This window comes from Streptomyces sp. SL06 (genome assembly GCF_058244745.1).
The window spans coordinates 6,890,995-6,903,815 of the sequence record NZ_JBSYOT010000002.1 but is presented as its reverse complement, the minus strand read 5'-3'; the positions used below and the strand labels follow the sequence as shown (position 1 = coordinate 6,903,815).

Here is a 12,821-nt window from a genome sequence, read left to right as displayed (position 1 = left end):
ACTCCTCCTCCGAGTTAACTTAGGTAAGCCTAGCCTTAGCGTCTCGACGGAGGCAATACCGCACCGCAGGCCACTTCAGGCCATCAACCACCGGCTGGAACAGAGCAGTTGGGCACACCGAGGCCCGGCCGAAAGGGCGTTCGCGCGAGTACCCCGTCGTCCTGGAGGCCGGCCGGCATCAGGCCGTGGCGCGGCGCCGGTGGAAGAGCACCCAGGCGAGGTAGGCGCCCCCGAGCACACCGGTCGTGACGCCGACCGGCAACTGCCCGTCGCGCTGCGTCTGCGCCACCAGATGGAGGCGGGCGAGCAGCGGCAGGAACTGGTTGGAGACCAGATGCGCTCCCGACAGGAGCGCGGCCCCCGTGACACCCGCCGCGATCACACTGACCGGCCCCCGGGTGAGCATCAGCGCGATCTGCGGCGCGGCGAGCGCCACGAACGGCACCGGCCCGGCGCTCGCCACCGCGACGCCGCACAGCCCCACCCCGAGCAGGGTCAGGGCCAGCCGCGCCCGGGTCACCCGGACGCCGAGCCCGTGGGCCAGGTCGTCGCCCATCTCCAGCATCCGCAGCTGACGGTTGAGCACGACGGAGGCCGGCAGCAGCACGGCCAGGGCCACCGCCATGATCTGCACGGAACTCCACGAGCGGCCGTTCAGGGTGCCGATCAGCCACACGTGCGCGTTCTGCGCGTTGTGCAGGGTGGAGCGCGTGAGCAGATAGGAGTTCACGGAACCGAGCATCGCCGTGATGCCGAGTCCGATCAGGACCAGCCGCACCCCGTTCAGTCCGCCGCTGCCGGCCAGCAGGAACACGACCGCAGCCGTGGCCAGGCCGCCCCCGATGGCGCTCATCGCGGTCGCGGCGGCACCGCCGCCGAACACGATGGCCAGGACGGCACCCGTCGCCGCACCGCTGTTGAAGCCGATGACGTTGGGGCTGGCAAGGGGGTTGCGGGAGATGTTCTGGAAGATGGCGCCGCTGATCCCGAGCGCGCCGCCGACGAGGACGGCGAGCAACGCCTGCGGCAGCCGCTCCTGGTTGACGAAGTGGACCGCCAGCCGGTCGCCGGTGCCGAAGAAGAGGGCGCGCGCGACCTCCGCCGGGGCCACCGAGTAGGCGCCGGTGCACAGGCTCACCGCGAGCAGCAGCACCGAGGCCGCCAGGGACGCCGCGCACACCACCGCCGTACGGCGGTGCAGGCGGAACGAGACCCGGCCCCAGCGCACGGACACGGCGTGCCCGGCGGGCGCGGGCGTCTTGGCGGGGGGCGCTTGAGTCGCCGTCACAGGGACACCTTCTTGAACCGTCGCACCATCGCGATGAACACCGGCGCACCGACGATCGCCGTCACCGCACCGACCTCCAACTCGCCCTGGGGCAGCACCACCCGCCCCACGATGTCGGAGACCAGCAGGAGAATGGGCCCCATGAGCATGCAGTACGGCAGCGACCAGCGCAGGTCGGGGCCGGTCAGCCGGCGCGCGAAGAGGGGGACCACGAGACCGACGAAGCCGATCGGTCCGGCGGCGGCGGTCGCCGCCCCGCACAGCAGGGTGACCGCGACCACGGTCCCGGCCCGGGTGCGGCCCAGATGCACGCCGAGTCCCCTGCCCAGCTCCTCGCCGAGCGCGAGCATGTTCAGGGAACGCGCGAGGAGCAGCGCGGCCGCCAGGCCGACCAGGACGAACGGCACGAGGTCCAGGACGAGTCCGGGACTGCGTCCGGCGAGCGAGCCGACCATCCAAAAGCGCAGGTAGTCGTAGGTCGCCGCGTCGAACACGGTCAGCCCGGCGATCACTCCGCCGAGGCTCGCGCTGATGGCCGCGCCCGCCAGCGTCAGGCGCACCGGCGTCGGCCCGCCCCTGCCGGAGGCCCCCAGGACGTAGACGGCGACGCTCGCGAGGGCCGCGCCGAGGAAGGAGAACCAGACCAGGGACGCGAAGTCGTTGAGCCCGATGACCCCGATCGCGAAGACCACCGCCGCCGAGGCGCCCGCGTTGACCCCGAGGAGGCCCGGGTCGGCGAGCGGGTTGCGGGTGACGGTCTGCATGAGCGCACCGGCGACGCCCAGCGAGGCGCCGACCAGGAGACCCACCAGCGTGCGCGGCAGCCGCAGTTCACGGATGACGCCGGTGGTGTACGAACCGTCGTCGCCCCACAGGGCGGACCACACCTGGGCCAGTGAGGTGTCCTTGGTGCCCAGCCAGGTGCTCAGCAGCACCAGGACGAGGAGCACGCAGCCGAGGACGACGAGTCCGCCCCCGCGCAGGAGCACGCGGGCGGCGGCGGGAGCGGCGTCGGCGGTGGCCGCCGGCCGCAGCGCGGTCTCCCGGGACATTCCGCCGCTCACCGGGCCACGGCGGTGAGGCCGGCCACCGCTCCTGCGCACATGTCGGCACCTCGTGTTCGGAGTCCCAGAGATCGAATTCAGTAAAGCAAGGCTAACCTACGTTATACGAACCAGGAGGTGAAGTGCCGTCACCTCCCGTACCGGCCGGGGCCCTGGATGAGCGCTCAGATTCCGCCACCGCCGGTACGGCGGGCCGTGGCCGCCTCGGCGATCAGCCGGCACCAGGCGAGGTCGGCGGGGTCGCCGTGTGCCGTGCGCACGGCGTCCGGCCAGCGCCGCCAGAAGCCGTCCCCGGTCCACGCGGTGAAGCGCCGGTGCGCGGTGGAGTGCGAGATCCCGAAGTGGGCGGGGAGCTGCTGCCAGCCGCAGCCGGAGGTGAGCACGTAGACGACGGCGGTGAGGGCGGCGCGCTCGTCCTCGGAAGCGGAGGGCAGCAGGGGTCCGGCGGCGGCCCACAGCGGGTCGGGGACCAGTCGCCCGGCCAGGGCCGGGTCGAGCACGGCCGAGGAACGGGCCCGGGACGCCCCGGCCGGCGCCGCCTCGGCGTACCCCTCGCCGGGCGCTGCCCCCTCGTCCCGCGCGTCCGCACCGTCGTGCGCCCGCGCCTGGTAGTCCTTCCACTGCGTCAGCAGGTCGACGTGGCTGCCCCGGACCCAGCGCATGTAGTCCCGCATGTTGCCCAACCGGCGGCGCGGCGCCTCCTCCTCGGGGCCGAGCACCGCCAACGCCTGTTCGGCGAGTTCCTCCTGCCGGTCCAGATGGCGCCGCTCCCCGGCCAGGAAGCTCCCCCACACGTCGTCGTCGACGCGGAAGTAGTGGCCGCGTTTGCCGGGCACCGCGTGCCGCCTGATGAATCCCGCCTCGACCAGGCGGCGGGTCGCGAGCGAGACCGAGCCCGCGCTCACCCGCAGCTCGCGGGCCAGCTCGGCCGAGGAGACGTACGGCACGTCGGTGATGAGGAGGTAGGCGACGATACGGCCGTCCATCCGCCCGCTGCCGGCCGCCTCCCACACCAGGCCGATCTCCTCCACGAAGGACTCGCGGCTCCACTCCGGCCGGCCGTGGCGCCCACCGGTGTCGCGCGCGGTGCCGGCCTCGACGTTGCCGCCCATGCTTCCTCCAAGTAAACTTTCATCTCACGCTAAAACTTTTGCATTTTTGCATTGACATGGCATCTCAGCGACACCCAGTATCCCGGTACGCGCCGCGTTGAGAACCCTCCGGCCGGTCCCGTCTCCTGGTCCGGCACACGGCGCCCGCCCTCTCCTCCAGGGAGTCGTCTTGCGCAGATCACCCATGTTCACAGCCTCGGCGAGCCTGTCACTGCCTCTCGTTCTGATACTGACCGGCTGTTCCGGCGGCAGCGGCGGCACGGACGGCGACGCCGCACCCGGCGGGTTCTCGGTCGCCGTCGGCGAACCCGACCATCTCACCCCCGGCCGTACCACGATCGGCTACGACGAGGTACGCGTCCTCTTCGCGCCCCTGGTCAGGGTCGACACCGAGGGGAAGATCAGCTACGTGCAGGCCCGGTCGGTGACCTCCGCCGACGCCCGGCACTGGACCATCGAACTCCGCTCCGGATGGACGTTCCACAACGGCGAGGCGGTCACCGCCCAGAGCTACGCCGACGCCTGGAACGCCACCGCCTACGGGCCCAACGGCTGGGCAGGCAACGGGCAGTTGGCCGGGATCGAGGGCTACGAGGCGCTCAACCCCGCCAAGGGCGAGCCGAAGACCAAAACGCTGTCGGGTGTGCGGGTCGTCGACGCCACGACCCTGAAGGTCACCCTCACCAGCCCCGACAGCCAGTTCCCGCTGCGTCTCACCCCGAGCCAGACCGGCTTCTACCCACTGCCGAAGGCGGCGTTCAAGGACCCCGAGGCGTACGACAGGGCACCCGTCGGCAACGGCCCCTTCCAGATGGCCTCCGCGTGGAAGGCGGACGAGGGAGCCACGGTCACCGCCTTCGACGCCTACCGGGGCACCGAGCCGGCCTCCCCCGCCATCACCTTCAAGTCCTACTCCGACCTCGACACCGCCTACACCGACGCGCTCGCGGGCAACACCGACCTGATCGCCGTACCCGTCAGCAAGTACGGTCAGGCCGAGGCCGACTTCGGGGACCGGCTGCACACCTACGAGGCGCCGTCGCTGGAGTTCATGACGATGCCGCTGACGGACGACCGGTTCGCCGACGTGCGGCTGCGCAAGGCCCTGTCGATGGCCGTCGACAGGGACGCGGTGAACAAGGCCATCTACGGCGGCCTGTACACCCCGGCCACCTCGCTCACCCCGCCCTCCGAGGTCGGCGCGCGGACCGGGCTGTGCGACGCGTGCGCCTTCGATCCGGCGGCGGCCCGGGACCTGCTGAAGCAGGCCGGCGGCTGGTCGGGCGAGCTGACGATCACCTATCCGGGCGGGCTCGGCCTGGACGAGCTGTACAAGGCGATCGCCAACCAGATCAGGCAGAACCTCGGCATCGGCAAGGTGCGTGCCGCGCCCACCGCCGACTGGGCGGAGTTCAGCGAGAAGGTGCTCGGCAAGAAGATCACCGGCCTCTCGCACGCCCACTGGGGCGCCCTCTACCCGAGCATGCAGAACACGCTGGGCGGCGTCTTCACCAAGAGCGGCGGCTGCATGTGCAGCAACTACGACGACAAGGGCGTCGACGACCTGCTCCGCCGGGCCGACGCCGCCACCGAACCGGCCACGGCGCAACGGCTGTACAACGACGCCCAGCAGGCGATCCTGGAGGACTTCCCGGTGATCCCGCTCTTCTACGGCAGCTACGTCTACGCCAACACGGAGCGGGTCTCCGGAGTGAGCGTGGGCCCCGCCGACGTTGATCTCACCCGCGTCTCCGTCACGAGCTGACCCCCGCCCGCACGCCCGTACCCCCCTCTAGCACGGAGACCCACACCCGTATGACAGCCGCGACCCCCCAGTCCGCCTCCTGTGCCCCGTCCGCCGTGGGACCCGCCGCCTGGGTGCGCCGCGCCGCGAGCGTCCCGCCGACCCACGCCTACCCGGCCGTGGACGAACTCCTCGCCCGCTTCCGCGAGTTGGCGGCACTCCACCCCGGCCTGCTCACCGAGCGCCGGATCGGCACCTCCACCCTCGGCGAGCCCCTGTACTGCTTCACCGTGGCCGAGGAGCGCACCGCCGCCGAGGAAGGCGGCGGATACGTCGTCGTCGGCGGCGTCCACCCCAACGAGCCCGTCGGCGCGGTCACGGCCCTGCACCTCGCCACCACCCTGTGCGAGGACCCCGGCCTGCGCGCCCACTTCGGCGGCGCCTGGCACATCGTGCCCTGCGTCGACCCCGACGGGGCCCGGCTCAACGAGGGCTGGTTCGCCGCGCCCGCCGACAAGCGCGCCTACGGCCGCCACTTCTACCGCCCGGCCGGCAACCAACAGGTCGAGTGGACCTTCCCCTTCGCGTACAAGAACGCCTACTTCGACCGCGTCCTGCCGGAGACACTGGCGCTGATGCGGCTGCTGGACGCCACCCGCCCCCGCTTCCTGACCACCCTGCACAACTGCGAGGCGGGCGGCGTCTACTACTACATGAACCGGCCGGCGCCCGAGCTGTACGGCGCCCTCGCCGACATCCCGGCCTCCCTCGGCATGCCCCTGGCCACCGGAGAGCCCGAGGCCGCGCACGCTCCCCGCTACGCCCCGGCGGTCTACGGCTGCATCGACATGAAGGACGCCTACGACTACCTCGAAGGGCTGGGCGCCGACGCCGCCGCCAAGATCGCGGGATCGTCCAGCGCCGCCTACGCCGAGCGGTACGGCACCTTCTACTTCGTCACCGAGGTCCCGCACTGGAGCCATCCCGACGCCGACGACGACTCGCCCGCCGAGGAGCGGTACGCGGACGTGGTCGCACGCCGGGCCGGCGCCCTGGGCGAGACCGGCGCGTATCTGGGAGGCATCCTCGACCGGGCGGGCCCCCACCTGAACATCCCGACCCCCTTCCTGCGGGCGGTGCGTGACTTCGTCCCCTCGCTGACCGAGGTCGCCGCACTGGAGTCGGCCCACGTCGAGAACCTGCCGGACCGGCCCGCCACCGTCGCCGAGCGCCACGACTGCGAGGCGAGCGTGCACAGCTTCCGCGTCCGCATCGGCGGCATGCTGCTGCGCGCCCTCGACGCCGAACTGACCGCCGGCACCGCCACCCCCGAAGTGCGCGCCTGCCGACGGGAGTTGCTCACCACCTACGAGGCCTGGGAACGCGAGGCGGCCCCGGCCACCGGCGATCCCGTCGCCATCCCCACCCTGGCCGGCATCCAGTACGCCGCGCTGCTCGCCGCCGCCGACCACACGCGCACCCGCGCCACCGCCGCCGTCCGCCCGGACCACACCGGGGAACCACGATGACCTATCTCATACGCCGGCTGACGGAGGCGCTGGTCGTCTTCTTCGGCATCAGCCTCGTCATCTACGCGATGACCTACGTACTGCCCGGCGATCCCGTCGCCGCGCTCGCCGGCGACCGGCCGCTGGCCCCGAGCGTGGTACGGGCGCTGCGCGAACAGCACCACCTGGACGATCCCCTGCTGGTCCAGTACGGCCACTACCTGGCCGGGCTGTTCCGGGGCGACCTGGGCACGGACTTCACCGGCCGGCCGGTCGCCGAGCAGATGGCCGACCGCTGGCCGGTCACCGTCAAACTGGCCCTGACCGCCTGGGTGATCGAGGCCGTCGTCGGCATCGGCCTCGGCCTGCTCGCGGCACTGCGCCGGGGCACCTGGACGGACCGCACCGTACTGGCGTTCACCATCGGCGCCACCTCCGTCCCGGTGTTCGTGCTCGCGTACACCGCGCAGGTCGTCTTCGGCGTGAGGCTCGGGCTGGTCCCGGTGGCCGGGGTCGCGGACGGCTGGCCGTCGAGCTATGTGCTGCCCGCGCTGTGCGTCGCGGCCTTCGGACTGGCCTCGGTGTCCCGGCTGGTGCGGGCCGAGGTCATCGACAACCTGCGCGCCGACTACGTCCGTACGGCCGTCGCCAAGGGCCTCACCCGGCGCAGGGTGGTCGGCGTGCACGTCCTGCGCAACTCCCTGATCCCGGCCGTCACCTATCTCGCCGTCGACCTCGGATACCTCCTCGGCGGCACCGTGATCATCGAGGGTGTCTTCAACCTGCCCGGCATCGGCCAACTGCTCTTCCAGGCCATCCGGGGGCACACCGGACCGACGGTGGTGGGGGTGTCGACGGCGCTGATCCTGATCTTCCTGGCCGCGAGTGTGCTGGTCGACCTCCTCAACAGCCTCCTGGACCCGAGGATCCGCCATGACTGACACCCTGACCGCGCCGCCGAAGGACACCCCGCCCGGCGCCGCGCCTGCCTCCTCCGGCCGCGCCGGACGGCGCGAGCTGCGCCGCAGGCCCGCGTTCGCGCTCACCGGCGGCTGCCTCCTGCTGCTCGTCCTCGTCGCCGCCGTACCGGGCCTCTTCGCGGGCTGGTTCGGGCACGGCGACCCGACCGTCTGCGACCTGACCCGCAGCGCTCAGGGGCCGTCCGCCGGGCACCCCTTCGGCTACGACGTCCAGGGCTGCGACCTGTACGCCAACGTCATCCACGGGGCGCGTGCCTCGCTCGGTGTGGGCTTCCTCGCCACCGGCGCCTCCCTCGCCGTGGCGCTCGTCCTCGGCTGCCTCGCCGGTATGGCGGGCCGGATCGTGGACAGCGTGATCGCCCGGATCACCGATGTCTTCCTCGGCTTTCCCTTCCTGCTCGGCGCGATCGTCGTGCTCAACACCGTGACCACCCGCGACATACCGACGGTGGCCGCCGTGCTGGCGCTGTTCGGCTGGCCGACCATGACCCGGGTGGTCCGCGCCTCCGTCCGGTCGGTGCGCGAGGCCGACTACGTGGTGATGGCCCGCAGTCTCGGCGCGGGCCCCTGGGACATCGTCCGCCGGCACATCCTGCCCAACGCGCTCACCCCGGTCCTCGTCCTGGCCGGCATCACCGTCGGCGGCGTCATCGTGGCCGAGGCCGCGCTGACCTTCCTCGGCGTCGGGCTGCAACCCCCCTCGATCTCCTGGGGACTTCAGCTCGCCGGCGCGCAGAACTCCTTCCGCGCCCACCCGCATCTGCTGATCTTCCCCGGGCTGTTCCTCTCCTTCACCGTCTTCGTCCTCATCACCTTCGCGGACACCGTGCGCGACGCCCTGGACCCGAGAGGACGGTGACCGTGAGATGACCACGAGCGAAGGCGGGAGCGCCGAGCCCCGGCCCCTGCTGGAGGCCGAGGACCTGACCGTCGACCTGCTGTCCCGGACCGCGGGCGCCCCGGAGTGCCGGCGGGTGGTCCGCGGCGTCTCCTTCACCCTGCGCGAGGGCGAGACCCTGGCCCTCATCGGCGAGTCCGGGTCCGGCAAGAGCCTGTCCGCGATGGCGCTGATGGGCCTGCTGCCCGCTGCCACCGCCCGGGTCGGCGGCAGCGTCCGCCACCGCGGCACGGATCTGCTCACCCTGGACGCCGACGCGTTGCGCGCCCGGCGCGGCAGGCACATCGCGATGATCTTCCAGGACGCCCTGTCCGCCCTCAACCCCACGCTCACCGTGGGCCACCAGATCGCCGAGGTGATCCGGGCCCACGAGGGCGTCGGCCGGCGCGCGGCACGCGCCCGCGCCGTCGAGCTGATGGCCCGGGTACGCATCCCCGACCCCGCCCGCCGCTACGGCGATTACCCGCACCAGTTCTCCGGCGGCATGCGCCAGCGCATCATGATCGCGGCGGCGGTCGCGCTCGCCCCCGACATCCTGATCGCGGACGAACCGACCACCGCCCTGGACGTGACCGTGCAGGCCCAGATCATGGAACTCCTCGCCGAACTCCGCGAGGAGAGCGGATCCGCGCTGCTGCTGATCACCCACGACCTCGGGCTCGCCGCCGGAACCGCCGACCGGGTCGCCATCATGTACGCCGGGCACATCGTGGAGCAGGCGCCGGTCGAGCAGCTCTACGACCGCCCCGCCCACCCCTACACCGCGGGCCTGCTCGCCGCCCTGCCCCGCCTCGACACACCCGCCGGCGACCTCACCCCCATCCCGGGCACCCCGCCGGGCCCCGGGCCGCTGCCCGCCGGCTGCTCCTTCCGCCCGCGCTGCTCCGCCGCCGGCGATTCCTGCTCGGCGCACCGCCCCGAACTGCTCCCGGTCCCCTCCGCACGGCTCGTCGCCTGCCACTACCCGCTGGAGGCCTCCCGTGCCCGATGACGTCACAAAACTCGCAAAGGTCCGGCCCGCCACCGCCGCCGAACCCGCCCCGCCCGCCCTTCTGGAGGCGCGGGGGCTGGTCAAGCACTACGGCTCCGGGGGCCTGTTCGGGGTCGGCCGGGGCCGCGCGACGGTCCGCGCCGTCGACGGTGTCGACCTGACCCTGCGCACCGGCACGACGCTCGGGCTGGTCGGCGAGTCCGGCTGCGGCAAGTCGTCCCTGACCCGGCTCCTGATGGCCCTGGACCGTCCCACCTCCGGCACCGTGCGCGTGGACGGCCGGGACCTGCTGCGCCTGCCACGGGCCGAACTGCGGCGCCGCAGGCGGGACATCCAGCTCGTCATGCAGGACCCGTACACCTCGCTCGACCCCCGGATGACCGCGCTGGAGATCGTCCGCGAGCCGATGGACATCCACCGCGTCCCGGCCTCGAAGGAGGAGCGCCTCGTCCGGGCACGTGAACTGCTGGAGATGGTCGGGCTCGACCCGGAGCACGGGCACCGCCACCCGCACCAGTTCTCCGGCGGCCAGCGCCAGCGCCTCGGCATCGCCCGCGCGCTCGCCCTGCGCCCCAGGATCCTGGTCTGCGACGAACCGGTGTCCGCGCTCGACGTGTCCGTCCAGGCGCAGGTGATGAACCTGCTCAAGCAGTTGCAGCGCACATTCGCTCTCTCCTACGTCTTCATCGCGCACGATCTGGCCGTGGTCAGGAACATCGCCGACGAGATCGCCGTCATGTACCTGGGCCGGATCGTCGAGCAGGGCGACCGCGACACCGTGTACGACCGTCCCGCGCATCCCTACACCCGGGCCCTGCTCTCCGCCGTTCCCGAACCGGACCCGCGCCGCCGGGGGCGGGGGGAGCGCATCGTGCTGCAGGGGGACCCGCCGAGCCCGGCCAGTCCGCCGGCCGGCTGTCCCTTCCACACCCGCTGCTGGAAGAGCGAGAAGGTCTGCACCGAGGAACGGCCCGTGCTGACGCCGACCGAGCCCGGCGGCCCGCGCCGGGTCGCCTGCCACTTTCCCGAGAACTGACGGACGGAACAGATGCTGCGACAGGAGATCTTCCGGGTCGAGGACCCCGGGTGGATCCGTGACCTCGTCCGTGCCCACCCCTGGGCCACCCTGATCAGCAACACCACCCGCCACGGCCTGGTCGTCTCCCACCTGCCGGTGCTGGTCGAGCCGGCCGCTCCCGACGACCCGGCCGACGCGCTCACCCTCCTCGGCCATCTGGCCCGCGCCGACGCGCGGGAGCACGAACTCGCCTCCCACGATGTCGCCGTGATCGTCCAGGGGCCGCACGGCTACCTCTCACCCGTCTGGTACGAGGAGACACCGCACGTCCCCACCTGGAACTTCACCGTGCTGCACATCCACGGCCGCCCCGAGGTCCTCGCCGCCGACGACACCTACAACGTCCTGTCCGCCACCGTCGACCACTTCGAGGACCGATTCGCCGAGCCCTGGCGGCTCGACCGGGTCGAGGGCTACGCCCAGCGCATCGCCCGGGGCGTCACCGGGTTCCGGCTGCCCGCGTCGCGAGTGACGGCCAAGGCGAAACTCAGCCAGGACGAGCCCGAAAACGTCGTGCTCCGCCTGGCGAAGGCGCTTGAGTCCGATCAGCCCTACGCTCATCCCGAACTCGCCCGTGTCATGCGCGACATCCGGAGGAAGCCGTGACCCCGACCACGACCACCGTGACCGCCGGCACCGAAAGGGCCGCCGCTGCCCCCGTCACCCTGCGCCGGGTCCACCTCGGTGCCGGCGGGCCGCCGAGCGACGTACGGATCGAGGACGGCCTCGTCACGGCCGTCCACCCGGCGGGCACGTCCCCGCGGGCCGAAGGACAGGATCTCGACCTCGACGGACGCACCCTGCTGCCGGGCCTGTGGGACGCGCACGTCCACATGGTCCAGTGGGCCGGCGTGCGGCGCCGCCTCGACCTGTCCGGCGCGGGCTCGGCCCGCGAGGCCGCGGACGCCGCCGCGGGGCGGGCCGGCACGCTGCCGCCGGGCGAGCCGCTGGTCGGCTACGGCTTCCGCGACGGACTGTGGCCCGACACCCCGCACAAGAACCTGCTGGACTCCCTGATACCGGACCGCCCGACGCTGCTGATCAGCATGGATCTGCACTGCGCCTGGCTCAACTCGGCAGCGCTGGCCGCGGTGGACCGCGGCGACCATCCCACCGGGCTGCTGTTCGAGGGCGACAGCATGCGGGCCATCGCCGAACTCACCACCGTGCCACCGGAGGTGACGGACCGTTGGGTACGGGAGGCCTGCGTGGCCGCCGCCGCGCGGGGCGTCACCGGCGTCGTCGACTTCGAGTACGCCGACAACATCACGGACTGGACGCGGCGGATGACCGGCGCGGCCTTCCCGCTGCGGGTGGCGGCCGCGATCTGGCTCCCCCACCTGGACTCCGCGATCGCCCGCGGCCTGCGCACCGGCCGGCCGCTCCCCGTCCCGGGCGGGCTGCTGGAGGTCGGGCCGTTCAAGCTGCTCACCGACGGCTCCCTCAACACCCGCACCGCGCTGTGCCACGACCCGTACCCCGGCCGGGACCCCGGGGCGCCGGGTGCGCGGGGGCTGGAGGAGGTGTCCCCGCGGGATCTCGTGTCCCTGCTGCGCCGGGCCTCCGGCCACGGCATCGTGCCCGCCGTGCACGCCATCGGGGACCGCGCCAACGAAATGGCCCTGGACGCCTTCGAGACGGTGCGCTGCCGGGGCCGGGTCGAGCACGGCCAGCTCCTCGCCGCCAAGGACGTGCCGCGCTTCGCCGAACTGGGCGTCACCGTCAGCGTCCAGCCCACCCACGCCGTGGACGACCGGGATGTCGCGGAGCGGCACTGGGCGGGGCGTACCCACCGCGCCTACGCCTTCGCCGACCTGCTGGCGTCCGGAGCCGTCCTCGAACTCGGCTCCGACGCCCCCGTCGCCCCGCTCGACCCCTGGCTGACCATCGCCTCCGCGGTCACCCGGACCGGCGACGAGCGCCCGCCCTGGCATCCCGAGCAGCGCATCTCCGTACGGGCCGCCCTCACCGGCTCGTCCCGGGGCCGGCGGCTCGTCCGGGTCGGCGACGCCGCGGACCTGGTGGTCACCGACGCCGACCCGCTGACCGCGAACACCGCCACCCTGCGTGAGATGCCGGTCCACGCGACCATGCTCGCCGGCGCGTGGACCCACCCGCCGTCCTGACCGCCGGGCGCTCCTACCCGGACGGCGCGGTC

Annotated in this window: 11 protein-coding genes; 8 read left to right on the top strand and 3 right to left on the bottom strand. The window is 72.8% G+C overall.

What is annotated here, in order from left to right; all coding sequences use genetic code 11:
* Window positions 1-178: 178 nt before the first annotated feature.
* The 3 genes from AC4IHM_RS31720 to AC4IHM_RS31710 form a co-directional block, all read right to left on the bottom strand.
* Window positions 179-1,288 carry a FecCD family ABC transporter permease gene (locus AC4IHM_RS31720; RefSeq protein WP_490870407.1) on the bottom strand — a complete coding sequence of 370 codons (1,110 nt, stop codon included), beginning with the start codon at window positions 1,286-1,288 and terminating at the stop codon, window positions 179-181.
* Complete coding sequence (locus AC4IHM_RS31715) at window positions 1,285-2,340, bottom strand: FecCD family ABC transporter permease (RefSeq protein WP_490870406.1); 1,056 nt, start codon at window positions 2,338-2,340, stop codon at window positions 1,285-1,287. Before AC4IHM_RS31715 ends, AC4IHM_RS31720 begins: the two co-directional genes overlap by 4 nt.
* Window positions 2,341-2,516: 176 nt before the next feature.
* A complete protein-coding gene (locus AC4IHM_RS31710; RefSeq protein WP_490870405.1) occupies window positions 2,517-3,464 on the bottom strand; it encodes a transposase in 948 nt (315 codons plus the stop codon).
* A 169-nt stretch (window positions 3,465-3,633) separates the two neighbouring features.
* Here AC4IHM_RS31710 and AC4IHM_RS31705 point away from each other — a divergent pair, with 169 nt between their 5' ends.
* Genes AC4IHM_RS31705 through AC4IHM_RS31670 form a run of 8 tightly spaced genes read left to right on the top strand, consistent with a single transcriptional unit; the run spans window position 3,634 to window position 12,789 of the window.
* On the top strand, window positions 3,634-5,229 hold the full coding sequence (locus tag AC4IHM_RS31705; protein WP_490870404.1) for a peptide ABC transporter substrate-binding protein: 1,596 nt from the start codon (window positions 3,634-3,636) through the stop codon (window positions 5,227-5,229).
* Window positions 5,230-5,279: 50 nt separating this feature from the next.
* On the top strand, window positions 5,280-6,737 hold the full coding sequence (locus AC4IHM_RS31700) for a M14 family zinc carboxypeptidase (protein WP_490870403.1): 1,458 nt from the start codon (window positions 5,280-5,282) through the stop codon (window positions 6,735-6,737).
* A complete protein-coding gene (locus tag AC4IHM_RS31695) occupies window positions 6,734-7,657 on the top strand; it encodes an ABC transporter permease (protein ID WP_490870402.1) in 924 nt (307 codons plus the stop codon). Before AC4IHM_RS31700 ends, AC4IHM_RS31695 begins: the two co-directional genes overlap by 4 nt.
* A complete protein-coding gene (locus tag AC4IHM_RS31690; protein ID WP_490870401.1) occupies window positions 7,650-8,555 on the top strand; it encodes an ABC transporter permease in 906 nt (301 codons plus the stop codon). The genes AC4IHM_RS31695 and AC4IHM_RS31690 overlap by 8 nt, the downstream gene beginning before the upstream one ends.
* 7 nt (window positions 8,556-8,562) lie before the next feature.
* Complete coding sequence (locus AC4IHM_RS31685; RefSeq protein ID WP_490870400.1) at window positions 8,563-9,585, top strand: ABC transporter ATP-binding protein; 1,023 nt, start codon at window positions 8,563-8,565, stop codon at window positions 9,583-9,585.
* A complete protein-coding gene (locus tag AC4IHM_RS31680; RefSeq protein ID WP_490870399.1) occupies window positions 9,575-10,621 on the top strand; it encodes an ABC transporter ATP-binding protein in 1,047 nt (348 codons plus the stop codon). The genes AC4IHM_RS31685 and AC4IHM_RS31680 overlap by 11 nt, the downstream gene beginning before the upstream one ends.
* A 12-nt stretch (window positions 10,622-10,633) precedes the next feature.
* Window positions 10,634-11,269, top strand: coding sequence for an FMN-binding negative transcriptional regulator (locus AC4IHM_RS31675; RefSeq protein ID WP_490870398.1), 636 nt, complete (start codon window positions 10,634-10,636; stop codon window positions 11,267-11,269).
* Complete coding sequence (locus tag AC4IHM_RS31670) at window positions 11,266-12,789, top strand: amidohydrolase (protein WP_490870397.1); 1,524 nt, start codon at window positions 11,266-11,268, stop codon at window positions 12,787-12,789. The genes AC4IHM_RS31675 and AC4IHM_RS31670 overlap by 4 nt, the downstream gene beginning before the upstream one ends.
* Window positions 12,790-12,821 lie beyond the last annotated feature (32 nt).